Below are 26,537 nucleotides of genomic sequence, written 5' to 3' on the forward strand. Positions count from 1 at the left end.
GATCAATAGATGGTGTCTTCTGTTATTACGTAATCCATTTTCTTGTCGAGTGGCTCTACCGGGACTTGCGGTATCATCTGGAACCCGAAGCATATGCCAACCTTGGGAGCGTTGAGCGTGGAAAGAAGGCGGTCGTAGAATCCCCTTCCTCGTCCCATGCGGTTCTTGTCTTTATCAAAGGCGACTCCGGGCACGATAATCAAGTCGATCTCATTCTTTGGAACTTCTATGCCGTCCGCCTTAGGCTCTAATATTCCGAAAGGTCCGGGTTTTAGGGATTCCGGTCCTTCGTAAAGAAGCAATCTCAAATCATCACCGACGATCAAGGGCAACAGAAGCTTTTTCTTCTGGTACCATTTCTCGATAAAGCCGGCGGTCTGTACTTCTCCCGGTATGGCGTGATAAAGGGCGATGCAAGAAGCCGCTTGGAACAGTTCCGTCTGTTCCAAGCGGTCCATGATCTTATCCGATAGCTCGCACAAGGTAATCCTCGAATATTCTTTTTTTCGAGAGGCCATATCTTTTCGTAGGGCCTGCTTGGCTGTGTAAGTCTCCATTCGCTGATTGTTTTAATAGTTCCGCATTCGGCACAGATTTTCCCTCTTGCAAGATCTTGATCGCACGTAATAAGGTAACGTCATCTTTTAGGAAAATGGGGTAGAAGCCCGCCTCGTCGAAGAAATTCCTTACGATATACGCTTGCAATTGGTTCTCGATTAACTTGCCGGATATATTAATTAATGTAGGACGTCTCTTGATGCCCTTGGTAGCGGCGAAGTTCACGAAGTCGGAAAGGAGCGGTTGTTGCTGCAAGTAATTATATAATTCCTCCCAAGTCTTGAATGAGCCTAGTTTCTCCCGATGGCGGTCTGAGTACTCGAGCGCATACAGGTAAAGCACGCCGCTATTTACCACATTTGAGTAGTAAGAGGTAACGCCGCTCGTGTCACGAGGGATAAAGATATCTGGCATGATACCGCCCCCGCCGTATACGGTACGTCCGCCTACGGTCTGGTATTTCAAGGAATCATCCATCTTGATGCTATCGGCCGAGTCGAACTCGCCGTGCATATATCGGTTATAGATATCTTGGTCGTAAGCGTCCGTATTACCCATCTCATATTTCTTCTGGATGCAGCGACCGGACGGCGTGTAATAACGGGCGATGGTCAATCGCATCTCTGAACCGTCGCTCAATGACATTTGAGTTTGTACCAGACCCTTGCCATACGTTCTTCGTCCGATAATCGTACCACGGTCGTTATCTTGGATCGCTCCGGAGAATATCTCACTGGCGGAAGCCGAGATCTCATCGGTCAATACTACGATCGGGGCGTCTTTACAAGTTCCGGTTCCGTTTGCGTATACGTCGGAACGGGGGAACGACTTACCTTCCGTGTAGACGATCAAGCGTCCTTCCGGCATAAACTCGTTAATCATATTGATAGCGGCATCCATATATCCGCCGGTATTACCCCGTAAGTCGATCACGAAAGAGGTACAGCCCGCTTGTTTCAGCTTGGCGATCGCCGTGATGAACTCATTATAAGTATTCCGGGCGAATTTGCTAACCTTGATGTAACCTATACCTTTAGCCGCTTCGAAAGAAACATCGACCGAATTAACAGGGACATCTCCACGGGTTACGTCAAAATAGAGCAACTCAGGAGAATTTCCTCGCTGTACGCCTAGTTTCACCGTACTGTTCTTTGCGCCCCGGAGTGTCTTCATGATCTCTCCTTGGTTCTTTTTCTTACCGGAGAAAATAGAATCATTGATCGAGATGATCCGGTCGAAGGGCAGTAAACCTGCTTTCTCTGCGGGACCACCGCTAATTACGCTGATCACTAGGATCGTATCGGTTTGCATATTAAATGATACGCCAATACCACTGAAAGAACCTTCCAGCTCCTCATTCACCACGGAAGCGTCTTCGGCGGGGATATATACGGAGTGAGGGTCTAATTCACTGAATATTTTCGGGATCGTACTCTCTACCAGCTTAGACATGCTAACCGTGTCAACATATTGCTCGTCGATAATGTCCAAGATGGCATTTATCTTGTTACCGCTGGAGTAGGACCGTTTTTTTCCTTGACTGATAGATAAATAATGGTTCCCAATAAAGATACCTAAAGCGATACTAGCCGCGATGATAACCGGGAGCCATACGGTCAGTCTTTTGTTTTTATCCATAAAAACGTTTTATTTATTCGTTCAAATCTATATAATCTACTATGATACCGGCACGCTTCAATAATTCGCAGCCGTCCGCTATGCGATAATTCTCGGAATAGACCACTCGCTTGATCCCGGATTGTATGATTAATTTTGCGCATTCAATGCAAGGGGAGGAGGTCACATAAATGGTCGCTCCTTTACTGCTGTTCGATGAGGCTGCCACTTTTGTGATGGCGTTAGCCTCCGCGTGTAGAACATAAGGCTTGGTGACATTGTTCTCGTCTTCGCAAACATTTTCAAAACCGGCGGGTGTTCCATTGTATCCGTCGGATATGATCATTTTATCTTTTACTAATAATGCGCCCACTTGGCGTCGTTTACAGTACGAATTCTCGGCCCAGATAGCGGCCATTCGCAGGTAACGTTTATCTAATTCGTGCTGTTTTTCTGTTTTCTCGCACATTTGTTTACTCTTTTGTCTTTTAATCCAGACACAAAGGTAGTGATTATTTAGATTTACCGGGCGATAAGCCCGGTAAATTATTACTTCTTAATACCATTACGGATTAATAAGGCGTCTATCGTAGGCTCTTGTCCACGGAAACGCTTGTATAACACGGCGGGATCTTCTGTACCACCTTTGGATAAGATATTGTCACGGAAAGATTTCGCGACCTCCTTGTTGAAGATTCCTTTCGATTTGAAAACGGAGAAAGCGTCGGCGTCTAATACCTCGGCCCATTTATATCCGTAATAGCCTGCCGCGTATCCTCCGGAGAAGATATGTCCGAAGCTTGTGCCCATCAAGGCTTCCGGTACTTCCGGTACGATTACCGTCGGAGCCCAAGCTTTTTTCTCGAATGTCGCTACGTCACCGTCGAAAGGTTGCTCCAACGTATGCCATGCCATATCCAGCAAGCCAAAGCTTAATTGGCGGCAGCAAAGGTAGCCGGCGTTGAAGTTAGAGGCGTTTACCAAGCTTTGTATCATCTCTTGCGGGATTTTCTCTCCGGTCTGGTAATGAACGGCGATCTGATCTAAGAACTCTTTTTCAGTCAACCAGTTCTCCATGATCTGGGAAGGTAATTCTACGAAATCACGATAAACGCTGGTTCCCGAAAGGCTGGAATAGGTTCCTTGCGCTAGCATGCCGTGCAAGGAGTGCCCGAACTCATGCAAGAGCGTGTTCACCTCGTCGAAACTTAACAAAGAGGGCTTCGTGTCTGTCGGACGGGTAAAGTTCATCACGATAACGATCTGAGGACGGCTATCTTTTCCGTCTTTATCTTTGTATTGAGCCTTGATATTGTTCATCCAAGCGCCGGATTGTTTTCCGTCACGAGGGAAGAAATCCGTATAAAGGATAGCAAGGAACTTACCATCGGCATCGTATACCTCATAAGCGTCTACTTCCGGATGATAAACCGGGATTTTCTTGTTTTCCTTAAAGGTGATACCGTAGAGCTGGGTAGCTAATCCGAATACGCCTTTCTTTACGTTGCTTAACTCGAAATAAGGGCGAGTCATCTCGTCGTTTACCTTGAAGCGGATATCCCGTAACTTCTCGGAATAATAACTCCAGTCCCAAGGCATAACGGTGATATTCTCTTTCTCTGTACCTAATGCGAATCCTTCTACTGCATTGTATTCGTTGATCGCTATCGGTTTATAAGCTTCGAGTAACTGATTCAATAATTTGTATACGTTCGCTGAGTTTTTAGCCATCGTGTGTTCCAGCGCATATTCGGCGTAATTCTTGAATCCCATCAACTGGGCGATCTCTAGGCGGATATTAACGATCTTTTTGATAATGTCCTTATTGTCGAACTCATCCCCTTTATTTCCTACGCTCATGTATTCACGATACATTTTTTCTCGCAAATCACGCTTGTCGGAATAACGCATAAATGGAATGTAACTCGGAGCCGAGAGATTGAATAACCATCCATTTTTATCTTTACTTTTGGCTAACATGGCCGCTGCGTCACGAGCACTTTCGGGTAAGCCGGATAGTTCGTTCTCGTCCGTTATTAGTAATTCGAATCGGTTTTTATCTTTCAAGGCGTTTTGATCGAACTGCAAGGTTAACATGCTTAGGTCCATACTTAGCTTGCGGTATTTTTCCTTGTCATCTTTATTTAACGTAGCCCCATTCGCTTTAAACGACTCGTAAAGGTCTTCCAGCAATTTAGCATCCTCGGTAGAAAGGTTCAATTGTTCTTTTTTATCATAGATTGATTTGACCCGAGCAAGTAGCTTCTCATTTAAGAAGATGTTATTGGATGTCTGGGATAACTTCGGGGAGACACGTTGCGAGATTTCCATCATTTCGTCGTTAGCCTCTGCCCCTAATACATTAAAAAAAACAGAAGAGACTGTTTCTAATAATTTGCCGCTACGTTCCAGAGCTACTACCGTATTCTCGAAAGTAGCCGGTTGCGGGTTATTGGCGATCTCTTGCACCTCTTTTTCCATTTGCTTGATTCCTTCGTCGAAAGCGGGCTCATAATGCTCGATCTTGATCTTATCGAAAGGAGGGGTCTCGAACGGTGTTTTAAACTTCCCGAAGAAAGGGTTATTTGCTGCGTGTGTCATTTGAATTGCGCTTAATAAAATTACTACATTATATAATAACTTCCTCATATTAAAAATTGTTTGAAAATTTCCGCAAAGGTAGGCATTTTAATCACAGGAACATTATAGGCATCTGTTTTTATATTCAGATTGATTTAAAATGAAAAATAGAACATTTCCTATGACTAAACCGAGGCTTGTTTTCGGGGGGCTGTACCTTGATTTTGAGCTTTGATGAATATGATAATAGGATTGATTTAACAAAAATTTATATGTTTGAAAACACTCCTTTAGAGCACCTTTCTTTTTAAAGCCTTGATCTATAAGTTTATCGTAGAAGAAGGATGCCTTTTTTTCTAAATAAATATAAAAGACAGTTTGTTTTTTTAGTTATTAAATAATACTTTTGATTCTCAGAAACGAAAATAATTTCATTTTGATATTAAAGAAAGTAACTTAAAACCCAAATACACATATGAGTTATCTTAAATTTGACAAAACAGTAATGATAAACCTGGAAGAGTCGCTGACTCGTGAGGTGCTTCGAACCAACCGTTTGGGAGCCTATCACTGCACTACTGTTGTTGATTGTAATACCAGGAAATACCACGGACTACTCGTTATGCCTGTGCCTGCGATTGATGATGACAACCATGTGTTACTATCTTCTTTTGATGAGACGGTAATTCAACATGGTGCCGAATTTAATCTTGGGTTGCATAAATATGCAGGCGATAATTTCAGTCCCAAGGGACATAAGTACATCCGCGAGTATAGCTCAGAGACAGTACCTCGTACGCTTTACCGTGTAGGAGGTGTGATCTTCTCGAAAGAGAAAGTGTTTTCCATGTACGAGAATCGTATCATGATTAAGTATACGTTGGAAGATGCTCATTCCGCTACGACCTTACGTTTCCGTCCTTTCCTCGCTTTCCGTAGCGTGAAGAACTTAACGCAAGCCAATGGTAACGTGAACCAATCTTACGAGGAAGTCACAAACGGAATCAAGACATGTATGTATCCCGGTTATCCGGAACTGTATATGCAATTTAACAAGAAAGTTAAATTTGTGTATGAGCCGTATTGGTACAATGGCATCGAGTATCCGAAAGAACAAGAGAGGGGATATCCTTATCAGGAGGATTTGTATGTTCCCGGATATTTCGAGGTCCCTATCAAAAAAGGGGAGACTATTATTTTCAGCGCTGGCGATAGTGCAGTGGCAACTACCCGCTTGAAGGCACTGTATGAGAATGAGGTCGTAGCTCGTACACCTCGTACTAGCTTCTTCAATTGCTTGAAGAATTCCGCTCAGCAATTTTATTTTCGTCCCAAGGAAGACGACGCTTATCTATTAGCGGGCTATCCATGGTTTAAAGTACGTGCGAGAGATTTGTTCGTAGCTCTTCCGGGTAGTACGTTGTCTATCGATGATCCGGTTCGTTTTGAGAAGATCATGCATACGGCGATGCCGGCGATGCGGGCGTATATGGAGAGTGGGCGTTTCGATGCGGTGATTCGTGAGATCGAGCATCCGGATGTCTTTTTATGGGCGATCTGGGCGATCCAACAGTATGCTAAGCATGAAGGCGTTGAAAAGGCACGTGAGCTATATGGCGATTTCGTGAAAGAAGTTATCGATTATATACGGGACCAGAAACATCCCGATATGAAATTGATGGAGAATGGTTTACTTTTCGCTAATGGAAAAGATAAGGCGATTACTTGGATGAATTCTACCGTAAACGGAAAACCTGTTGTAACTCGTTCCGGTTATATAGTGGAATTTAACGCTCTTTGGTATAATGCTCTTTGTTTCTATACAGAATTGATGGGGGGAGTACCTGTCGAGGGTATTGATCCGATTATCAAGTCGATGGATAAATCGTTCCCGGAAACCTTTGTGAACGGGTATAATTATTTGTTCGATTCCGTGAATGGTTCTACGGTAGATTGGAGCGTACGGCCTAATATGATTTTCGCTGTGGCATTGCCTTATTCCCCATTGACGAGGATGCAGAAACGTGCCGTAGTGGATATCGTGACGAAAGAGTTGCTTACCCCGAAGGGCTTGCGTTCCTTGAGTCCGAAGAGCGAAGGATATCGCCCGTATTATGTGGGGCCGCAATATGAACGAGATTTGGCTTATCACCAAGGTACTGCTTGGCCGTGGTTGTTAGGCGCCTATTTGGAAGCTTATTTGCGTGTATTCGGAAAGAGTGGCGTTGCTTTTGCTGAACGTATGTTGATAAGCTTGGAGGAGGAGATGTCATTACACTGTATCGGGACGATCCCGGAATTGTTTGATGGTAACCCACCGTTTACCGGACGTGGAGCTGTCTCTTTTGCGATGAATGTTGCGGCTATCCTCCGTGTTGTGGATTTGTTGAAGAAGTATAACGCCGAATAAAACTAAGTACCATTATGAAAGCATTAATGTTTGGATGGGAATTTCCTCCTCATATCTTGGGCGGTTTAGGAACGGCCAGTTTCGGTTTGACACGAGGCATGGCAATGCAGCCCGATATGGATATTACTTTTTGTATACCGAAGCCCTGGGGCGATGAAGACCAGAGCTTTCTAAAGATAGTGGGTGTCAACCAAGTTCCGATTGTTTGGAAGGATGTTGACCGTGAATATGTGCAGCAACGGGTTTCCAAAGCGGGAATGAACGCTGACCAGTATTATAAGTACAGGGATCATATTTATGCGGATTTCAGTTATCGTCATGTGACTGATTTAGGGTGCCTTGAGTTTTCCGGACGTTATCCGGATAATCTTCTGGAAGAGATCAATAACTATTCGATCGTTGCGGGAGTAATCGCTCGTACGGAAGAGTATGATATCATCCATGCGCACGACTGGTTGACTTATCCGGCGGGTATTCACGCTAAAAATGTGAGTGGTAAGCCTTTGGTAATCCATGTTCATGCTACGGATTATGATCGTAGCCGTGGTAATGTGAATCCGGATGTCTATGCGATTGAGAAGAATGGTATGGACAATGCAGATCATATCATAACGGTGAGTAATTTGACTCGTCAGACGGTGATCGAGAAATATCATCAAGATCCCGCTAAGGTAACGACCGTACATAACGCCGTAGAGCCTTTAAGTCCTGAGATTTTAGCGATCCCAGATAAAAAGGGTGTAAAGGATAAGGTTATTACATTCTTAGGTCGTATCACGATGCAGAAAGGGCCGGAATATTTCGTTGAGGCTGCCGCAAAGGTTTTGGCTAAGGCTCCTTATGCACGTTTCGTGATGGCTGGTAGTGGTGATATGATGGATCAAATGATTCGTTTGGCCGCAGCACGTAATATTTCAGATCGTTTCCACTTTACCGGATTTATGAAGGGCAAGCAGGTCTATGAGGTGTTGAAAGCCAGTGACGTATATGTGATGCCTTCGGTTTCTGAGCCTTTTGGTATCTCTCCGTTGGAAGCCATGCAATGTGGTGTACCCTCTATCATTTCTAAACAATCCGGTTGCGCCGAGATCTTGGATTATGCGATTAAGGTGGATTATTGGGATATTGAGGCGTTAGCGGATGCCATGTATTCTATTATTACTTATCCTGCCATGCATGAGTTCTTGAAAGTGGAAGGTAAGAAAGAGGTGGATAATATCAAATGGGAATATGCCGGACAAAAGGTTCGTCGTATTTACGACAATGTGATAGGTAACAAATAAATTAACGACAAGACAAAAATAAAACAAACAATATTATGAAAACGATCTGCTTTTATTTTCAAATACATCAGCCGTTCCGTTTAAAAAGATATCGCTTCTTCGATATAGGTAACGACCATTACTATTACGATGATTTCCAGAATGAGGAGATTATCCATCGTATAGCTGAACAATGTTACTTGCCGGCTAACCGGACTATTTTGGAGATGATTAAGACCAGTGGTGGTAAGTTTAAGGTAGCGTTCTCTATTTCCGGCGTAGCGTTGGAGCAGATGGAGATTTATACTCCGGAAGTGATCGATAGCTTTAAGGAATTGGCGGCTACGGGGAATGTGGAATTCTTGTCTGAGACTTATGCTCATTCTCTTTCTTCCTTGGGAGATCCGGAGGAGTTCAAGCATCAAGTAAAGAAACAAGAAGATAAGATCAAGACTTTATTCGGGGTTAAACCGAAAGTGTTCCGTAATACGGAGTTGATTTACTCGGATGATATTTCCGCTATGGTTTCTGAGATGGGCTATAAGGGGATGTTGACGGAGGGTGCTAAGCATATCTTAGGTTGGAAGAGTCCGAACTATATGTATTCTTCTTGCGTAGCTCCGAAGTTGAGTTTATTATTGAAGAATGACCGTTTCAGCGAGGATTTATCGAACCGTTTCAGTGATTATAGTTGGAATGAGTATCCTTTGACAGCCGATAAGTATATGTCATGGATCGCTGCTACTCCGGATTCAGAGCAAATCATTAATTTGTTTATGAATTATGAGGTGCTGGGATCTTTGCATCCAGCTTCAACCGGTATTTTTGAGTTCTTCAAGGCTTTGCCTCGTTTTGCTGCGGATAAGGGGATTAGCTTCTCTACTCCATCGGAAGTATTTACATTGATCAAGCCGGTAGACTCTATCTCCGTTCCTTATCCGATCTCTTGGGTAGATGAGGAGAGAGATTGTAGTTCTTGGTTAGGAAATGTATTGCAGCAGGAAGCGTTCCGTAAGATTAATGAGATCGGTGAACGTGTTCGTTTGTCTCAGACTCGTCGTATCCGTCAGGACTGGTACTATCTGCAGAGCAGTGACCATTTCTATTATATGAGTACAAAGCATATGGGACAAGGTGGCTTTAGCCCTTACGATAATCCGTATGATGCATTTAATAACTATATGAATGTTCTTTCCGATTTCATTGTTCGTGTAAATGCGGAATTCCCGGAGAATATAGAGAATGAGGAATTGAATTCATTGCTTTCTACGATTAAGAATCAAGGAGAGGAAATCGAGAGTCTACAGAAAGAATTAGATAAATTAAAAAAGAAGGCGGCGAAGAAATAAGTCGTTAATTGATTTGACTAGACTATTTTTGGAGAGTGACGGGTCCTTTTAGGGACCCGTTATTTTTTGCCTTAGAGATACGGATATAAAAAAAGCGAGATGAAAAACATCTCGCTTTTTTTATTATATAGATTCTTTGCTATCTGACATATTTACATGATGTAATACCAATTTTCATCACCTCTTCATCCTTTCGTATCTTTACACCTGAGGGAGCTAGATAATTCGTGATGGCTGTTGTAACAACTGTACTTTGACCGTAACTGTTACCTGTGGTCGTTGTCCGTTGAACAGGGATAAGAAGTAAACTCAAATCTTTGTCCGGATTATTCTCCATCTGATATTTTAATAAATTGGCAAGATTCGGGAATGAGTACGTACGAGTAGTCGCATCGTAAGCCTTGGATAGAAACGAGGTTACATTATTGTCAATTTGACTACCCTCAAAGAAACTCTTTACAGAATCCTCCGGCAAGATCAATAAATAAGGAGGAGGAGCCAGCGCATATTGCCAATCTTCTTGCGGCATCGCTTTTAACTCTAGTGGTAAATTATTCACGATACGTTTTTCCATGATCGGAGTAATTTCCTGTGTCGGAAGAACGATGCGTGTACAAACGCCGGCAGGAGTCTTAAAAAATGCATAGCTGTCGTTCGGTTGTAGCAATTGACTCATATCCGTATTTTTGAAACGACTTAGCTGAATGACCTCTTTAGTGACGGAGAAAGCTTCCCACGTGGTTATTAAAGAGTCTTTTCCTGCTGTGCTTTTAACCGCATAATTATAATATATCTTAAGGACAGAGCTAGCCACGGACAATATATTACCACTACCGAAGGTAGTTGTTACATAAAGCCCCGGGAAAAACTCATTGAAAGTTTCTTGATTCTTGAATGTACCCGGATTATTAATCGTTTCATCATAAAATTTTTGTCCGAACTCAGTAGGCATTTTAATGCTTACATGAGGGCTGTAACCATCAGAGTTTCTAAGGGAGTCGGATATACTTGTGTTATAAGCTGTATAAGCTTGAGCACCCATTGACTCTTGCATATTGCAATATTGCTTAGGGTCAATATTTGTATAAAAATTCTTTTGTAACGGACTTGTAATTTTAAAGATCTCCGCACGCATAGGCGCCAAGGAGTCTCCTACCCATACACCGTTTTTATTGGAACCATTATAATATATATTGAATTCCACCGAATCAATTTTTCCCTCATAAGGTGTATGCTTAAATTGAAAATCACTCGGACAATAGAATTGGCACATATAATCCGATACAAGGTTACCATACAGCGGATCGTAGAGTTCACCCAACTGGGCGCTAGTAGACCTTGCGTAAATAGAATCTAATTGCACCGTAGTGGCTTGTATCTGGAACGTGTCCATATATACCGCAATTGTATCGTCGCCTGGCTGAATACTTGTTCCTATCGAACTAAAATCATCATTACACCCGGCCAAAATGCTAGCACCAAGGCCAAGTCCAAGTATTAAAAGCTTGATTTTCATTACTACATTTATTATTTCGTGTTAGAATCCAATACCACGTCGTAGAACTTATTGAACTCGTCCATATAAGTTTCCGGTGACTGATAGGGAAGGAAAGGAGTATCTTTCTTGGCAGAGATATAATCAAGGACTTCTTGATTGATCGTCTCGCTACCTTGGATTACACCATCAGCGAAATCAATCGCTAATTTGGTTAGGCCCACAAAACTTGTATCTGCCTTGATTAACTTCAAGTCAGCTTCTTTGGCTCCGTCCGCCTTCAGTTTTGTCGCGAAATCTTTGTTTAGCGGGTTCTTGAAGTCATCGTTGTAGATCGAATAAACGATTTTCGCATTACGCAGGCACGGGTCATCGGCATACATTCTCTTGATGTAAAGAGCTGTTAACGCTGACATCCAGCCATGGCAATGGATTACATCAGGAATCCAACGCAATTTTTTTACGGTTTCCAATACTCCGCGTACATAGAAGATCGAACGATCGTCATTATCTTCATACTCATTTCCATTCTCATCGCTGACCGTGGATTTCCGTTGGAAGAAATCCTCGTTGTCAATAAAGTAAACCTGCATCCGGGCCGATTGAATGGATGCTACCTTAATGATCAGAGGATGGTCCGTGTCGTCAATAATAAGATTCATACCAGACAGACGGATAACCTCGTGCAACTGATTGCGGCGCTCGTTGATATTTCCGAATTTTGGCATGAATGTCCTGATTTCGCGACCACGCTCCTGAATTCCTTGCGGCAAATTTCTACATATTGTCGCAATCTCGGATTCGGGAAGGTAGGGAGTGATTTCTTGGGCTATAAACAAGATTTTTTTTGCATCCATTCTGTAAACTAGTTTTATAAAGACGCTACAAAGATACGAAAAATCTTTTATTTACGGTAATTATTTAGTTGCTTTGCACCGTCAATTAAGCATCTATCTGATGAAAATAGTAAATAGTATTAAAGATTTGAAGGCTTATCTTGCTGAGGCAAAGCAGGATAATAAGAAAATTGGCTTTGTTCCTACCATGGGAGCACTGCATAATGGACATCTTAGCTTAGTACAACATTGCGTGAAAAACAATGATGTATGTGTAGTCAGTGTTTTTGTAAATCCAACCCAATTTAATGACAAACACGACTTGGAAACGTATCCCCGTACGTTGGAGGCTGATTGTGTGTTATTAGAATCTGCCGGCTGTGACTATGTATTCGCTCCCTCTGTAGAAGAGATGTATCCGGAGCCAGATACCCGTACATTTGATTTGGGAACGGTATCTGAGGTAATGGAAGGCGCTAAGCGTCCGGGGCATTTTAACGGTGTAGCGCAGGTAGTAAGTAAGTTGTTCTATATCGTAGAGCCGGATAACGCTTATTTCGGGGAAAAGGATTTCCAGCAGATCGCTGTGATCCGGGCGATGGTGAAACAATTGAATATCCCTGTAACGATCAATGCTTGTCCGATCGTTCGTGAGGGCGATGGCTTGGCCTTGAGTAGCCGGAATACCCGTTTGACACCGGAACAACGTCAAAAAGCTCCGTTAATTGCTCGTACGTTAAAAGAAAGTACTACCTTTGTGCCCGGAAAAAGCGTACAAGAAGTGATTGACTATGTTGTCAATACGATTAATAGCGATCCAGTCATGGAAGTTGAGTACTACGAGATCGTAGATGGCAATACGTTAGAGTCTATCAAGAACTGGTCGGATACCGATTATCCGGTAGGTTGCATCACGGTATATTGCGGAGAGGTACGTTTGATCGACAATATCAAATACTAATTATAAGTCATACATGTTTATAGAGGTAGTAAAGTCAAAAATTCACCGGGTAACGGTAACGGAAGCTAACTTAAACTATATCGGTAGCATCACTATCGACGAGGATTTGTTGGACGCCGCTAATTTGATCGCGAACGAGAAGGTCTCGATCGTGAATAATAATAACGGAGAACGTTTTGAGACGTATATTATCAAGGGCGAACGTGGCTCGGGAGTGGTTTGCTTGAACGGAGCGGCTGCCCGTAAGGCTCAACCCGGAGATATTATTATCGTTATGTCGTATGCCATGATGGATTTCGAGGAGGCGAAAACATTCAAGCCTTCCGTGGTATTTCCCGATACGGCGACAAATAAGTTGATATAGCAGACGCTAGGCTTTGTAGAGATCTCTAATCATAAGAAAAGCTCGTCGGGATGCGGCGGGCTTTTTTTATCTTCATAAATTTAAGTAATAAGCGAGTTATGTACACGAACAGGAATATATGGAATGTTAGCTACCCGATCTTTTTGAGCTTGTTGGCGCAAAACGTGATAAACGTGACTGATACGGCTTTTCTAGGTAGGGTTGGTGAAGTCGAGTTGGGGGCTTCCGCTATGGGAGGACTTTATTATATCTGCGCTTTTACGATCGCCTTCGGTTTTAGTACGGGATCTCAAATCGTGATTGGCCGTAGAAACGGAGAGGGACGTTATGACCAGATAGGGCCTGTCATGATACAAGGCGTTTTCTTCCTATTGTCGCTGGCTGCTATATTGTTCTTGTTTTCTCGTTTTTTCGCGGGAGACGTGATGCGTGTATTGATTTCTTCGGACGCTATCTTGAATGCCACGGAGGAATTTTTGGATTGGCGTGTGTTTGGCTTCTTCTTCTCTTTCGTGAACGTGATGTTCCGGGCTCTTTTTATTGGTATTACCCGTACAAAGGTGTTGACATTGAACGCTGTCTTGATGGCAATGACGAATGTCTTACTGGATTATCTTTTGATTTTCGGACATGCCGGATTCCCAAAGATGGGTATTCAAGGGGCGGCTATCGCTTCCGTCATAGCCGAGGCGGTATCGATTCTCTTTTTCGTGGTTTACACGAGACTTACCGTAGATATACGTAAATATGCGCTTAACCAGATTCGTTCTTTCGATTTTGGCTTGTTGAAACGGGTGCTGGATATTTCCGTGTTCACGATGCTGCAATATTTCTTGTCTATCGCTACTTGGTTTATGTTCTTTATCGCTGTGGAGCATTTGGGGCAACGGGAGTTGGCGGTGGCGAATATCGTACGTAGTATTTACGTCGTGATGTTGATTCCCGTTAATTCCTTGGCGACCACGACAAACACGTTCGTGAGTAATAGTATCGGGGCGGGAGCGATCAATCAAGTTATACCGACTATCTGGAAGATCTGTAAGTTATCGTTGGGCATTATGGTCGTGTTTGCCGCTATTGTCAGTTTGATGCCGGGATGGGTCGTGTCTGTTTATACGAATGACGCTTCATTAGTGGCGGCCTCGGTTCCATCCGTCTACGTGATTGTCGGTTCTTTATTGATCGGATCGGTAGCTAATGTGGCGTTCAACGGGGTGTCGGGTACGGGAAATACACGTTCTGCGCTTTTTATGGAAGCGGCGGTATTGATTCTGTATGTGCTTTTTGTATATGTCGCGGGGATGCGTTTACGTTTGCCGGTAGCCGTATGCTTCTTGACAGAGGCTATTTACTATAGTGGATTGCTCGTCGCTAGCGTAATCTATTTAAAGAAAGCCTCTTGGCAAAATAAAAGAATATAAGTATATGAGGGGAAAAAACACGTACGTCTTTTTTTGAACTGTGAATATTGGGAAATTGTTCGTATTTTTGTATTGTAATCAAATAAGAAAGGTAACTCATGTCCACGAAGCAATGTGAAGATATGTTGGTAGGAAAAGGAGTACGGCCTACTGCCGCACGGATCCTTGTCTTGCAAAAATTATCAGAACGAACCAGCCCGGCTTCCCTGTTCGAATTGGAGGCGGAGTTGGAGACGTTGGATAAATCGACCATTTCCCGTTCATTGGCCTTGTTATTGGAACATCATGCGATCCATTCTTTCGAAGATGGTAGTGGCTCTATAAAATATGAGATATGCCAGAGCCGTTCGGAGACATGCCCAGTGGGTGATAGGCATATTCATTTTTTCTGCGAGGTATGCCGTAAAACCTCTTGTTTGAATAATATCAAGATCCCGGTCGCTCAATTGCCGGAAGGATATATAATGGATACCATTAATTATACGGTAAAGGGTGTTTGCCCATTGTGTAATAAGCGACGTTCCTAGAAACCCTGATAATTTGCAATCAAGTTGCAACTCCCTTCTCTTACCTTTGTACCGTAATCAAGAAGTAAATAATTAAAATAGATAAGATTATGAGTACAACATGTGGATGCGAACATTGCCATTCGCACGGAAGTTCCGGTTTATGGATGCCGACGATTTCTTTCGTTTTGTTGGTGATAGGACTTATCGGGAAGTACTCGGGGATAAGTTGGTTTGCTGAGTCTTGGATAGAGGCCATTTGGTTTCTGGTCGCTTTTTTGCCGGTAGGACTTCCTGTTATGCGAGAAGCTTGGGAAGCGGCTTTGCGGAAAGACTTTTTTAGTGAGTTCTCGTTAATGGCGATCGCCTCGATTGGGGCGTTTTGTATTGGGGAGTATCCCGAGGCCGTAGCCGTGATGCTTTTCTATACGGTAGGAGAGAGGTTGCAACTTCTAGCCGTGAATAAAGCCTCGAAGAATATCAGTGACTTGTTAGATGTCCGGCCGGAACGAACGGATGTATGGCGGACGGGTACATATATGAATGTATCTCCGAAGGATGTAAAAGTAGGCGAGCGGATCGAGGTGAAACCCGGCGGACGTGTGCCTTTGGATGGCGTTTTATTGGAAGCCGAGGCACAGTTCGATACCTCGGCATTAACCGGGGAAAGTATGCCTCGTTCTATCCGTGAGGGTGAGGAGGTGCTTGCCGGAATGATCGTGCAGGGGCAGGCGGTACGTATACAAGTGAATCGGCCGTACGAGCAAAGTGCCTTGGCCCGTATTTTGGCTTTGGTGAAAGATGCCTCGGAGCGGAAAGCGCCGGCGGAATTGTTTATTCGGCGTTTCGCACGGATTTATACCCCAATCGTGATTCTTCTGTCGTTTCTAATCGTGTCGGTTCCTGCTTTGGTAGGGATGGTGACGCCTTCTTTCCAGTATGTTTTCTCGGATTGGTTATATAGGGGATTGGTTTTCTTGGTTATTTCTTGTCCTTGTGCCTTGGTTATAAGTGTTCCGCTCGGATATTTCGGTGGTATAGGCGCCGCTTCTCGTGCCGGGATATTATTTAAGGGCGGTAATTATTTAGATGCGATCACACGGGTAAATACGGTAGCGTTCGATAAGACCGGTACATTGACTACCGGGCGTTTTGAGGTCACAACGGTGGAAAGCACGGAGATCCCGGTTTCTGATCTTTTGAGTATTTTGTTATCAGTAGAGCGGAAAAGTACCCATCCGGTAGCGCAGGCTGTAGTTCGCTATGCGGAAAAACAAGATAGCGTGCCGATGGAAATCACTGACATGCGGGAATTGGCAGGGCATGGTGTCGAGGCTATCGTGAACGGTCGGCAGGTGCTTGTCGGTAACATTCGTTTATTGGCCGAACGTGATATTCCTGTCCCGAAGGAATTATCCGATAGTGTTTCTACCGTGGTGGTTTGTGCGATCGATGGGAAATATGCGGGGCATCTTCTCCTTTCGGATACCTTGAAGAAGGATGCCGTGGATGCGATTCGTCGGTTAAAGGATTTGGATGTTAAAGATATTTGCTTGTTGTCCGGGGATAAGCAAGAGATCGTGAATCAATTCGCTGAGCGTTTGGGTGTCGATAAAGCGTATGGTAATCTGCTGCCGGAGGATAAAGCCGCTTATATAGAGCGATTAACGGCGGAGCCGGATAAGTCGGTTGCCTTTGTGGGCGATGGGATGAACGATGCGCCGGTACTGGCTTTAAGTGATGTCGGTATTGCGATGGGTGGATTGGGATCGGATGCGGCCATCGAGAGCGCGGACGTGGTTATCCAAACGGACCAGCCCTCTAAAGTAGCGGAAGCTATTTCTATCGGACGTGCTACCCGGAATATCGTCCGTCAGAATATCGTGGGATCTATTGGCGTGAAGGTGATAGTCCTTGTGGCGGGAGCCTTCGGTTTTGCCACGCTTTGGGAAGCTGTTTTCGCGGATGTAGGTGTATCTTTGCTGGCGGTTCTTAATTCGATCCGTATACTAAAACGTTGAGAAGTGAAGAATTTCGAGATCGCTTTCATCGCATACTCATCTCTTTTTCGTACCTTTGCCCCTTAATCCAGTAGAAAATAATATAAATACACATACGAATTATGTTTGAGAACTTAAGCGAAAGGTTAGACAGATCGTTTAAACTGTTGAAGGGCGAAGGCAAGATTACCGAGATCAATGTGGCGGAAACATTGAAGGATGTGCGTAAAGCGTTGTTGGATGCCGACGTCAATTATAAGGTTGCCAAGAGTTTTACGGATACGGTAAAAGAGAAGGCTTTAGGACAGAACGTGCTTACATCGGTTAAGCCTAGTCAGTTGATGGTTAAGATTGTTCACGATGAGTTGGCCAGCTTGATGGGAGGTACGGCAGTCGACGTGAATTTGCAGGGAAATCCCGCCATTATATTGATGTCCGGTTTGCAAGGTTCGGGTAAGACTACTTTCACTGGTAAACTAGCGTCTTTATTAAAGACCAAGAAAAATAAGAAACCATTATTAGCCGCTTGCGACGTGTATCGTCCGGCAGCTATCGAGCAGTTGCGTGTAGTCGGAGAGCAGGTAGGTGTTCCGGTATACATGGAATTGGAGAATAAGAATCCGGTGGAGATCGCTATGAACGCTATCCGCGAGGCACGGGCTAAAGGCAATGACGTCGTGATCGTGGATACCGCCGGTCGTTTGGCTATCGATGAGCAGATGATGAACGAGATCGCCGCTATCAAGAGCGCTATCCAGCCGGATGAGACCTTGTTCGTGGTAGATGCCATGACGGGTCAGGATGCCGTGAATACCGCGAGGGAATTTAATGAGCGGCTGAACTTCGACGGCGTCGTACTTACGAAGTTGGATGGTGATACCCGTGGTGGTGCCGCTTTGTCGATCCGTACGGTTGTTGATAAGCCGATTAAGTTTGTCGGTACGGGCGAGAAGATGGATGCCTTGGATATTTTCCACCCTGAACGTATGGCGGATCGAATCTTAGGCATGGGTGATATCGTGTCTTTGGTGGAACGTGCGCAAGAGCAATATGACGAGGAAGAAGCGAAACGTTTGCAGAAGAAGATCGCTAAGAACCAGTTCGATTTTAACGACTTTATCTCCCAGATCCAACAGATCAAGAAGATGGGTAACTTGAAAGAGTTGGCATCCATGATCCCGGGTGTAGGAAAGGCATTGAAAGATGTGGATATCGATGATAACGCGTTCAAGAGTATCGAGGCTATCATTTATTCGATGACTCCGGATGAGCGCAGCAACCCGGCTATCTTGAATGGCTCACGCCGTCAGCGTATCGCCAAAGGTAGCGGTACGAGCATCCAGGAGGTAAACAAGCTGATCAAGCAATTTGATGAGACCCGTAAGATGATGCGTATGCTTACTTCCGCGAAGTCGGGGAAGATGAAGCTACCTTCGATGAAGCCCTCGTTCAGACGTTAATTAACAGGAGACAATCAATAATATGGAAGAACAACATTATCAATTGCTGGATGGTAAGGCCGTTTCCGCTCAGATGAAGAAGGAGATGGCTGAGGAGGTAGCCCAGATCAAGGCTGCCGGAGGTAAGATCCCTCACTTGGCTGCTATTTTGGTGGGCCATGACGGTGGTAGCGAGACTTATGTGGCTAGTAAAGTCAAGACTTGTCAGGAGATTGGTTTTAAGTCTACCTTAATTCGCTTTGAGGAGGATGTTACGGAGGAAGAATTGCTTCGTAAGGTCGATGAGTTAAATAATGATCCGGATGTGGATGGCTTTATCGTACAGCTTCCGCTTCCGAAACATATATCCGAGCAGAAGGTGATTGAGGCGATCGATTATCGTAAAGACGTGGACGGTTTCCATCCGATTAACGTGGGACGTATGTCTATCGGTTTGCCTTGTTTCGTATCGGCTACGCCTGCCGGTATCTTGGAATTATTGAAGCGTTATCATATCGAGACGCAAGGAAAGCATTGCGTGGTTTTGGGACGCAGCAATATTGTCGGCAAGCCGATGGCTACCTTGATGATGCAGAAATCTTATCCGGGCGATTGTACGGTGACCGTATGCCATAGCCGTTCTAAGAACTTGAAGGAGATGTGCTTGTCTGCTGATATTATTATCGTGGCTTTAGGTGTTCCTGAATTCTTGAAAGGGGATATGGTGAAGGAAGGCGCCGTGATCGTTGACGTGGGAACAACCCGTATGCCAAGCAGCATAACCAAGAGCGGATTTAAGTTAACGGGAGATGTCTTGTTTAACGAGGTCGCTCCTAAATGTTCCTATATCACTCCGGTTCCGGGTGGCGTAGGGCCTATGACAATCATTTCTTTGATGCGTAACACATTGTTAGCGGGAAAGAAAGCGATCTATAAGTAAGTGGATGGATAAAAAAGTTCGCAAAAGGTTTGTGTAATCAGAATTTATACCTATCTTTGCGCCGTCTTAAAGGGGGAATCCTTTGAAAGGCGGATATGGTGAGAGTAGCTCAGTTGGTTAGAGCATCGGATTGTGGTTCCGAGGGTCGTGGGTTCGAGCCCCATCTTTCACCCATTGTGGTTTTTTAGATAAAAATCTTGTTATGAATAAAACAAGGTTTTATGAACCAAGGCGTCTGTGAAGAATGAAAGGTTTTTTTATATGGTGAGAGTAGCTCAGTTGGTTAGAGCATCGGATTGTGGTTCCGAGGGTCGTGGGTTCGAGCCCCATCTTTCACCCTAGAATGAGAAAAGGATATGTCTATTAGGGCATATCCTTTTTCTATTTCTTATAATGGGCATTGTAAGTCTTTTATGATGCCCATCATAAGGAGCTTACAATAGGCATTGTAAACTCCTTATAATAGCGATCGTGCTGACCTACTCTTCGGTATATAAACCTTCTCTTGATAATTGCTTATCCAGATTCGCTACACCGAGGGCTATGATAGCGGTAACCGTAGCCGTATGTTCTTGGTATTCGGGGATGTTCTTTGTGTATAAATCCCGTTCCGTATGCCAGATTTCGCCGTAATCAAAATCATATCCTTTGAAATCCTCTGTGGTGAAACCTAATGTGGGGACACCTTCGATGGCGAAAACTGATGCGTCTGTTCCCCCCATGCGTGTCGGGCGTTTACGGGGTTCACGAACTTTTACCTCGAAAGGATAGTCCGGACGGATTTTTTGGATGGGTTCGCTGATCTTCACGAAATCATCATACATGGCTTGAGGGACGGAGATACCGACAGGAGGTTCCGGGCCACCGTCACGATTGAACAAATTAGCGATTTTGGGTAATTTATCCTTATGCGCTTTCACCCAAGCTTGTGCTCCTAATAAGCCAAATTCCTCACCGGCGAATCCGATAAATAAGATCGTGCGCTTAGGCTTGGCTCCGGATTTGGCGATCATGCGAGCGGCTTCCATCATCGGTCCGATTCCAGTACCGCAATCGATGCCTCCGGTAGCCACGTCGAAAGCATCTAGGTGACCGCTGATAATTACATATTCGTCCGGGTATTTGCTGCCTTTGATAGACGCTACGACATTATGGTATTTAACCGGGCCTAATTTAAAATGATTACGAATATCGAACTCTAGTTCGAATGTACGTCTCTCTTTCACCATTTGTTCGATGATCGCGAATTGATGCTCGTCTAATTTGATATCCGGAAGTTCCGGCAGATTGTCGAAGTTCGTATTCGGGTCGTTCATCATTTTCCGGTCGTATAACGCACGGATAGGTACGGTGGAGGATTGGATAAAACCTAAAGCTCCGGCCTCGCACATTTCCTTATAATATAATCCGGGGAATTCTTTATAAGGCAACATCTCGTTTTTCTCCCCGTTTTCCCAGTTGCGGCGTCTTAGATCATTGTTTTTCTTCATGATCTCGTTGTTCTCTTTCTTGATCTCCGCACGGATGGAATCTCCCGAGGCGGAGCGGTCGATAGGCCAACCTACATTTTTCCCTGAGATAAGAACCCAAGCACCATTCAATCTTCCTTTGATTTGCTGGAACTCCTCGTCGTTACGAGGCTCCATCACCGCATGCCCACGTTGCACGCCTTTCGTTCCGGAAGTGTAGGAAGGGGTGGCGAAATGCAGGATCATTCCGTTGTCGCTCAACAAGCGTCCGAACCAAGGTCCTCGATTAAAGCCGACAGGGACGGTACCGGCCTCTTCTAATTGGACATCGAGTCCCCAACTCTTAAACTCACGCACCATCCACTCGGCGGCGTTCTCATAAGCGTCGGAACCGATTAAACGTCCGCCAAAGCGGTTCGTAAGGATATCCAGCTGATGCATCACTTGATTATCGTTCTGACCCATCTCGATGATTTTTTTTACGGCAGCGTCCTGAGCTGGTACAGGGGAGACTGTCATGCAGGCTAATGCCGCACAAACAAGTAAGATTTTTCTCATAAAGTAGTGTTTATTTCATTGATATGACTGTTTATTATTCAGTGTATGCAAATAAAGGAATAAATTTTGACTTATTGCAAATGAAATGGCAGTTTCTTTTATAACTTTGCGAAGTAAACAGATGGCGAATGAAAACAATGCGTAGCTTGAAGTGGTTAAGACCCCTCTTGGTAGTACTCTTTATGAGTTACTACGTGGGTGGCACGGCCTTTACCCATACGCATCATTTCCTAAACTCTAGTATCACTCACTCTCATCCCTATCTGCCGGGAGCCGACGGCTTGCCTCATCATGAGCATAGTACGGTAGCGTTTAATACGATTGAAGAGCTGACCGAATTGTGTCTGGAGTTAATTCCGTACTTACCTTTGGTTATGGCTTGGGCGCTTTTGATGGTAGTGCTCGTCTTTCTAAAGAAAGAGGTTGTCTTGCGTCTTGTGCGGCGTGGCGAATCCCGTGCGCCTCCCTCGTTTGGTATAGTAGTTTGAATCAAGCATTAGAATCACTTTTTATACTAAACATTTTACGCATCTTATATGAAATCTATATTTTTACTATTGCTTCCAGCGATAGTACTATGCTCTTGCCATACCCAAAAGCAAGAGGATGAGTCTGCGCATGCCGTAACACTCAAAGGGGATATTATACATATCGGTTCCGAATCTCCTGTTTTATCCAAGTTGACAAAGGAAACGGTTAAACGGGAACCTTACCGTATGGAGTTTACCACCTCGGGGGTCGTACAGGCGATTCCTTCTAATTACGCAGAGGTGGCTTCACCGGTAAGCGGGCGAATTACGAAATCGTTCGTTCGCTTAGGGCAGAAAGTGGCCCCGGGTAGTCCGATCTTCGAGATTAGCGCTCCCGCTGTTTATGAGGCGGGGAAATCTTATTACCAAGCTCGCCAAGAGATGGAACTGGCTTTGAAAAGCTTGAATCGGGAGAAAGACTTGATGAAAAACAAGGTTGGTGTCCAAAAGGAATTGGAAGAGGCCGAGGTGAATTACGAGTTAAAGAAAAAAGACTATGAGAATATGGTAGCCGCATTGAAAGTCTTTCAGATTAATCCGGATGAAATGGCTTTGGGGCAACCATTGATCGTTCGCTCGCCTATAGCCGGTGAGGTCGTGAAAGATCGGATCGTAATCGGGCAATATATGAAAGAGGACGCCGAGCCTGTAGCTGTCATCGCCGATTTGAGCAAGGTATGGGTGGTCGCCCATGTAAAAGAGAAGGATTTGAGTTTAATACAGGCTTTGGATGAGGTGGAAATCCGGTTGGTAGCCATGCCGGATAAACCGATATCGGGAAAGATTTATCACATCAGCGAGATGCTGGACCCCGATACCCGTTCGGTGGAGGTCTTGATCGAGTGCGATAACAGTACCCGTTTGATGAAGCCGGAGATGTACGGCACGGTCAAGCTGAGCGACCGTGAGGCGGAGGTGATCCGTATACCTACTTCCGCTATCTTGCAGGAAGAGGAGAACATGTACGTATTGGTGGAATTGGGGAATAACGATTACCGGAAACAAAAGATCGAGACCGGCCATACTGAAGATGGCAAGACGGTGGTTTTATCCGGCTTGAACGTAGGTGACGAGATCGTAGTTACGGGAGCGTTTTATTTACTTGACGCACGCTAACGGATTATGAAAAGGATTATTTACTTGGCGATACATCGGCGAGGACTGATGTTCGTGTTATTTCTGTTCTTAGCGATCGTTGGTTATTATTCTTGGACGCGGTTGGCGATAGATGCTTATCCGGATATCGCCGATACCACCGTGCAAGTCGTGACGCAGGTTCCCGGATTGGCCGCCGAGGAGATCGAGCAACAAATCAGTATTCCGATCGAGCGGGCTATGAATGGTCTGCCGGGATTAAACGTAATGCGTAGCAAGAATACGTTTGGTTTATCTACGGTCGTATTGGTTTTTGATGATGGTATTGAGGATTATTGGGCCCGGCAACGTGTACAAGAGCGGTTGGTAGACGTGGAGCTTCCTTATAATGCGGTTCCCGGCTTAAATCCTTTGACTTCGCCGACGGGAGAGATCTTTCGTTATGTGGTGGAAAGTGACCGTTTAGACTTGAGGGAGTTGACCGATTTGCATAAATGGGTAATTATTCCGAGACTGAAACAGGTTACGGGTGTAGCGGATGTAAGTAATTACGGCGGTATCACTACCCAATATCAGATCGAGGTGAACCCTTATAAGATGGAGCAATACGACATTACCTTAGGGGATATTACGGAAAAGATAGAGAAGAATAACGTGAACGCCGGTGGTAGTATGTTAAGCCGGGGGGATTTGAGTTATGTGATCCGTGGAATCGGTCTGGTTAAGGACTTGGAAGACTTGGGGCATATCGTGATCAAGACAGTGAATGGTGTCCCGGTCTACTTGAATGATATCGGTAAACTGAAATACGGAAACTTGGAGCGTAAGGGCGTTTTAGGTTTTACGGACGGTACCCGTGATTACTCCGATGGCGTGGAAGGTATCGTACAAATGCTCAGGGGGGAGAATCCGTCCCGGGTGTTGGATGATGTGCATAAGGCGGTAGACGAACTAAATAACGAGACACTTCCCGAGGGAACCCGTATCCATCCGTTTATGGATCGTACGGATTTGGTTAATACGACCTTGCATACCGTATCGCATACGTTGTTCGAGGGTATGGTATTGGTTGTCTTAGTACTGATCTTATTCTTGGGGAGTTGGCGTGGCGCTTTGTTGGTGGCCTTAACCATTCCCTTGTCTCTATTGATTGCCTTTATCTTGATGCATGTTACGAATATTCCTGCGAACCTACTTTCCTTAGGCGCTATAGACTTCGGTATTTTGGTAGACGGAGCGATCGTGATGATGGAGACGGTCTTGAAGAAAAGGGAACGGCATCCGGATGAGGTATTGACGGAAGATTCGATCTTGCGCCGTACGACTGAGGTGGCTCGCCCGATCTTTTTCTCTACATTAATTATTATAACAGCCTATCTTCCTTTGTTCGCTTTTGAGCATATTGAGAAGAAATTGTTTACGCCGATGGCTTATACCGTAGGGTATGCTTTGCTGGGCGCTTTGTGTGTGGCCTTGTTCTTGATTCCGGGATTGGCCTTTTATGCGTATCGTAAGCCGGGAAAGATTTACCATAATCGTTGGTTGGAGAAACTTTCCACGGCTTATCATTCACAAATTGTCCGATTGATGGAGAAGCCAAGACGGGTTATTGTACCGTTACTGGCGATATTGCTGGGAGCGGGGATTTTAAGTTATACCGTAGGAAAAGACTTCTTGCCTCCGTTGGATGAGGGGGCGATCTGGATACAGGTACAGCTTCCTCCGGGTATTTCCATTGAGAAATCGAAGGAGATGGGGGCGGAGCTTCGGAAGACTTTGAAAGAGTTTAAGGAAGTCTCATATGTAATGACTCAAGTCGGTCGCGATGATGAGGGGGCGGAAGCGTTCTCACTCTCTCATGTGGAGTGTGGCGTGGGATTGAAACCCTATAGTACATGGAAATTCGGTAAGACGAAAGCGGATCTGATCGAGGAAATGGCGGCTAAGTTGGAGACCATGCCCGGCTACTCGGTCGGTTTCTCCCAGCCGATCATCGATATGGTGATGGATCAGATCGCCGGGGCTCATAGTGATTTGGCGCTGAAGATTTATAGCGATGATATTACGGAAAGTCGCCATATCGCAGATCAAGTCGCTAATGTGTTGAAGGAAATACCGGGTGCTGCCGACGTAGCGGTAGATCAAGAGCCTCCGTTGCCGCAATTGCAGATTATTGCGGATCGTGCCCGTATCGCCCAGTATGGCTTGAACGTGTCGGATGTGGCTGATTTGATTGAGTTAGCGATCGGTGGAGCTTCTATTTCCCAGATATTTGTCGGAAGTAAAAGTTATGACGTGATTTGTCGTTTCGATGACGCTAGCCGCAATTCTCCCGAACGTATCGGAAATCTATTGCTGACTACCGGTTCCGGAACAAAGATTCCTCTTTCGCAAGTAGCGGAGATTAAGATGACAACTGGTGCCAGTACGATTACCCGTGAGATGAATAAGCGGCACTTGACGGTACGGGTTAATTTACGTGGCGTGGACTTGACGGCGTTCTTGAATAAGGCAAATGCGTTGATCGATAAAGAGGTGAAATACGATCATGATTCCGTGCATTTGAAATGGGCCGGACAGTTCGAGAACCAGCATCGTGCGTATGCCCGTTTGGGGGCTGTGGTTCCTTTGGCGTTGGGGCTGATGCTGCTTTTGTTGTTTGCGGCTTGCGGTAAATTCCGGCAGGCGGCTTTGATGATGAGTGTCGTTCCCTTGGCTTTGTTTGGTGGTATGTTGGCGTTGAATGTGCGGGGAATGACATTGAATGTCTCCTCGGCGGTTGGTTTTATCGCCTTGGTCGGTGTCGCTATCCAAAATGGCGTGATCATGATTTCCCATATCAATAACTTACGTACGAGGGAGCGGGATTTGAAAGATGCGGTGATAACGGGAACCAAGCACCGTTTCCGTCCGATCTTGATGACGGCTACGGTTGCGGTCTTGGGATTGCTTCCTGCCTCTGTCAGTACGGGGATCGGTTCGGACGTGCAGCGTCCCTTGGCTACGGTAATCGTTTACGGGCTTTTATTTGCTACGGTAATCACGCTTTATGTGCTTCCCGCTTTATACTATATGATCGAGAAGCATTATGAGGGGAAGGATTTGACGCCGGTATCGGAGGAAAAAGAGCTGCACGCTTAATCCGGC

The 26,537-nt window shown here is 44.9% G+C and carries 20 protein-coding genes and 2 tRNA genes; 15 read left to right on the plus strand and 7 right to left on the minus strand.

The genetic code is table 11. The features are described 5' to 3' along the window. Positions 1 to 2: 2 nt before the first annotated feature. The 4 genes from BDI_RS01015 to BDI_RS01030 form a co-directional block, all read right to left on the minus strand. Positions 3 to 518, minus strand: coding sequence for a 5-formyltetrahydrofolate cyclo-ligase (locus tag BDI_RS01015; RefSeq protein ID WP_022192887.1), 516 nt, complete (start codon positions 516 to 518; stop codon positions 3 to 5). Then, positions 463 to 2,196 (minus strand): S41 family peptidase, encoded by a 1,734-nt coding sequence (locus BDI_RS01020; RefSeq protein ID WP_008780784.1) that lies wholly within the window; start codon positions 2,194 to 2,196, stop codon positions 463 to 465. Before BDI_RS01020 ends, BDI_RS01015 begins: the two co-directional genes overlap by 56 nt. A 13-nt stretch (positions 2,197 to 2,209) precedes the next feature. Next, positions 2,210 to 2,644 (minus strand): deoxycytidylate deaminase, encoded by a 435-nt coding sequence (locus tag BDI_RS01025; protein WP_008778036.1) that lies wholly within the window; start codon positions 2,642 to 2,644, stop codon positions 2,210 to 2,212. Between the two features lie 80 nt (positions 2,645 to 2,724). Next, positions 2,725 to 4,824: a M3 family metallopeptidase gene (locus tag BDI_RS01030; protein WP_009018586.1), complete on the minus strand. Its 2,100-nt coding sequence runs from the start codon at positions 4,822 to 4,824 to the stop codon at positions 2,725 to 2,727. Positions 4,825 to 5,230: 406 nt separating this feature from the next. Here BDI_RS01030 and BDI_RS01035 point away from each other — a divergent pair, with 406 nt between their 5' ends. From BDI_RS01035 to BDI_RS01045, 3 genes are read left to right on the plus strand one after another with little or no spacing between them, the layout of a single operon-like run. Next, a complete protein-coding gene (locus BDI_RS01035; protein ID WP_011965924.1) occupies positions 5,231 to 7,165 on the plus strand; it encodes a glycogen debranching enzyme N-terminal domain-containing protein in 1,935 nt (644 codons plus the stop codon). Positions 7,166 to 7,179: 14 nt separating this feature from the next. After that, positions 7,180 to 8,448 (plus strand): glycosyltransferase, encoded by a 1,269-nt coding sequence (locus BDI_RS01040; protein ID WP_005861614.1) that lies wholly within the window; start codon positions 7,180 to 7,182, stop codon positions 8,446 to 8,448. Positions 8,449 to 8,483: 35 nt separating this feature from the next. Next, positions 8,484 to 9,776 (plus strand): glycoside hydrolase family 57 protein, encoded by a 1,293-nt coding sequence (locus tag BDI_RS01045; protein WP_005861616.1) that lies wholly within the window; start codon positions 8,484 to 8,486, stop codon positions 9,774 to 9,776. A 139-nt stretch (positions 9,777 to 9,915) separates the two neighbouring features. Here the strand turns inward: BDI_RS01045 and BDI_RS01050 are convergent, their stop codons facing one another. Next, positions 9,916 to 11,292: a DUF4270 domain-containing protein gene (locus BDI_RS01050; protein ID WP_005861618.1), complete on the minus strand. Its 1,377-nt coding sequence runs from the start codon at positions 11,290 to 11,292 to the stop codon at positions 9,916 to 9,918. Positions 11,293 to 11,303: 11 nt separating this feature from the next. After that, positions 11,304 to 12,128 carry a glycogen/starch synthase gene (locus BDI_RS01055; RefSeq protein ID WP_005861620.1) on the minus strand — a complete coding sequence of 275 codons (825 nt, stop codon included), beginning with the start codon at positions 12,126 to 12,128 and terminating at the stop codon, positions 11,304 to 11,306. A 100-nt stretch (positions 12,129 to 12,228) separates the two neighbouring features. Here BDI_RS01055 and panC point away from each other — a divergent pair, with 100 nt between their 5' ends. The 9 genes from panC (at position 12,229) to BDI_RS01100 (ending at position 20,076) form a co-directional block, all read left to right on the plus strand. Continuing rightward, positions 12,229 to 13,068, plus strand: coding sequence for a pantoate--beta-alanine ligase (gene panC, locus BDI_RS01060; protein ID WP_005861622.1), 840 nt, complete (start codon positions 12,229 to 12,231; stop codon positions 13,066 to 13,068). 13 nt (positions 13,069 to 13,081) lie between these two features. Continuing rightward, positions 13,082 to 13,432: an aspartate 1-decarboxylase gene (gene panD / locus BDI_RS01065; protein ID WP_005861624.1), complete on the plus strand. Its 351-nt coding sequence runs from the start codon at positions 13,082 to 13,084 to the stop codon at positions 13,430 to 13,432. A gap of 98 nt (positions 13,433 to 13,530) precedes the next feature. Then, entirely contained in the window at positions 13,531 to 14,853 is a 1,323-nt protein-coding gene (locus tag BDI_RS01070; RefSeq protein ID WP_008774105.1) for an MATE family efflux transporter, read from the plus strand. A gap of 98 nt (positions 14,854 to 14,951) precedes the next feature. Beyond that, positions 14,952 to 15,380, plus strand: a complete 429-nt coding sequence (locus BDI_RS01075; protein ID WP_005861628.1) for a Fur family transcriptional regulator — start codon at positions 14,952 to 14,954, stop codon at positions 15,378 to 15,380. Positions 15,381 to 15,469: 89 nt separating this feature from the next. Beyond that, positions 15,470 to 17,380, plus strand: coding sequence for a heavy metal translocating P-type ATPase (locus BDI_RS01080; RefSeq protein ID WP_011965925.1), 1,911 nt, complete (start codon positions 15,470 to 15,472; stop codon positions 17,378 to 17,380). Positions 17,381 to 17,481: 101 nt separating this feature from the next. Beyond that, the gene (gene ffh, locus BDI_RS01085) at positions 17,482 to 18,819 is read left to right on the plus strand and encodes a signal recognition particle protein (protein ID WP_005861632.1); all 1,338 of its coding nucleotides are present in this window, start codon (positions 17,482 to 17,484) and stop codon (positions 18,817 to 18,819) included. 22 nt (positions 18,820 to 18,841) lie between these two features. Continuing rightward, a complete protein-coding gene (gene folD, locus BDI_RS01090; RefSeq protein ID WP_009276546.1) occupies positions 18,842 to 19,738 on the plus strand; it encodes a bifunctional methylenetetrahydrofolate dehydrogenase/methenyltetrahydrofolate cyclohydrolase FolD in 897 nt (298 codons plus the stop codon). A gap of 98 nt (positions 19,739 to 19,836) precedes the next feature. Further along, positions 19,837 to 19,910: transfer RNA gene (locus BDI_RS01095), tRNA-His, on the plus strand. 92 nt (positions 19,911 to 20,002) lie between these two features. Further along, a tRNA-His gene (locus BDI_RS01100) sits at positions 20,003 to 20,076 on the plus strand. Between the two features lie 141 nt (positions 20,077 to 20,217). On the opposite strand, the gene BDI_RS01105 is transcribed toward BDI_RS01100, so the two are convergent. Continuing rightward, the gene (locus BDI_RS01105; RefSeq protein WP_005865866.1) at positions 20,218 to 21,765 is read right to left on the minus strand and encodes a M28 family metallopeptidase; all 1,548 of its coding nucleotides are present in this window, start codon (positions 21,763 to 21,765) and stop codon (positions 20,218 to 20,220) included. A 128-nt stretch (positions 21,766 to 21,893) separates the two neighbouring features. Between BDI_RS01105 and BDI_RS01110 the strand changes: the two genes are divergently transcribed. The 3 genes from BDI_RS01110 to BDI_RS01120 are packed head-to-tail and all read left to right on the plus strand — an operon-like array spanning position 21,894 to position 26,531. Next, entirely contained in the window at positions 21,894 to 22,253 is a 360-nt protein-coding gene (locus BDI_RS01110) for a hypothetical protein (protein WP_008774100.1), read from the plus strand. A 48-nt stretch (positions 22,254 to 22,301) separates the two neighbouring features. Continuing rightward, complete coding sequence (locus BDI_RS01115) at positions 22,302 to 23,411, plus strand: efflux RND transporter periplasmic adaptor subunit (protein WP_005861716.1); 1,110 nt, start codon at positions 22,302 to 22,304, stop codon at positions 23,409 to 23,411. A 6-nt stretch (positions 23,412 to 23,417) separates the two neighbouring features. Then, entirely contained in the window at positions 23,418 to 26,531 is a 3,114-nt protein-coding gene (locus BDI_RS01120; RefSeq protein ID WP_011965926.1) for an efflux RND transporter permease subunit, read from the plus strand. The last annotated feature ends 6 nt before the right edge of the window (positions 26,532 to 26,537 follow it).

It is taken from the genome of Parabacteroides distasonis ATCC 8503 (assembly GCF_000012845.1).
GTDB lineage: Bacteria > Bacteroidota > Bacteroidia > Bacteroidales > Tannerellaceae > Parabacteroides > Parabacteroides distasonis.

Coding starts and splice junctions, on each gene's coding strand:
- BDI_RS01015 (WP_022192887.1), bottom strand. CDS start 518: ATGGCCTCTCGAAAAAAAGAATATTCGAGGATTACCTTGTGCGAGCTA.
- BDI_RS01020 (WP_008780784.1), bottom strand. CDS start 2,196: ATGGATAAAAACAAAAGACTGACCGTATGGCTCCCGGTTATCATCGCG.
- BDI_RS01025 (WP_008778036.1), bottom strand. CDS start 2,644: ATGTGCGAGAAAACAGAAAAACAGCACGAATTAGATAAACGTTACCTG.
- BDI_RS01030 (WP_009018586.1), bottom strand. CDS start 4,824: ATGAGGAAGTTATTATATAATGTAGTAATTTTATTAAGCGCAATTCAA.
- BDI_RS01035 (WP_011965924.1), top strand. CDS start 5,231: ATGAGTTATCTTAAATTTGACAAAACAGTAATGATAAACCTGGAAGAG.
- BDI_RS01040 (WP_005861614.1), top strand. CDS start 7,180: ATGAAAGCATTAATGTTTGGATGGGAATTTCCTCCTCATATCTTGGGC.
- BDI_RS01045 (WP_005861616.1), top strand. CDS start 8,484: ATGAAAACGATCTGCTTTTATTTTCAAATACATCAGCCGTTCCGTTTA.
- BDI_RS01050 (WP_005861618.1), bottom strand. CDS start 11,292: ATGAAAATCAAGCTTTTAATACTTGGACTTGGCCTTGGTGCTAGCATT.
- BDI_RS01055 (WP_005861620.1), bottom strand. CDS start 12,128: ATGGATGCAAAAAAAATCTTGTTTATAGCCCAAGAAATCACTCCCTAC.
- panC (WP_005861622.1), top strand. CDS start 12,229: ATGAAAATAGTAAATAGTATTAAAGATTTGAAGGCTTATCTTGCTGAG.
- panD (WP_005861624.1), top strand. CDS start 13,082: ATGTTTATAGAGGTAGTAAAGTCAAAAATTCACCGGGTAACGGTAACG.
- BDI_RS01070 (WP_008774105.1), top strand. CDS start 13,531: ATGTACACGAACAGGAATATATGGAATGTTAGCTACCCGATCTTTTTG.
- BDI_RS01075 (WP_005861628.1), top strand. CDS start 14,952: ATGTCCACGAAGCAATGTGAAGATATGTTGGTAGGAAAAGGAGTACGG.
- BDI_RS01080 (WP_011965925.1), top strand. CDS start 15,470: ATGAGTACAACATGTGGATGCGAACATTGCCATTCGCACGGAAGTTCC.
- ffh (WP_005861632.1), top strand. CDS start 17,482: ATGTTTGAGAACTTAAGCGAAAGGTTAGACAGATCGTTTAAACTGTTG.
- folD (WP_009276546.1), top strand. CDS start 18,842: ATGGAAGAACAACATTATCAATTGCTGGATGGTAAGGCCGTTTCCGCT.
- BDI_RS01105 (WP_005865866.1), bottom strand. CDS start 21,765: ATGAGAAAAATCTTACTTGTTTGTGCGGCATTAGCCTGCATGACAGTC.
- BDI_RS01110 (WP_008774100.1), top strand. CDS start 21,894: ATGAAAACAATGCGTAGCTTGAAGTGGTTAAGACCCCTCTTGGTAGTA.
- BDI_RS01115 (WP_005861716.1), top strand. CDS start 22,302: ATGAAATCTATATTTTTACTATTGCTTCCAGCGATAGTACTATGCTCT.
- BDI_RS01120 (WP_011965926.1), top strand. CDS start 23,418: ATGAAAAGGATTATTTACTTGGCGATACATCGGCGAGGACTGATGTTC.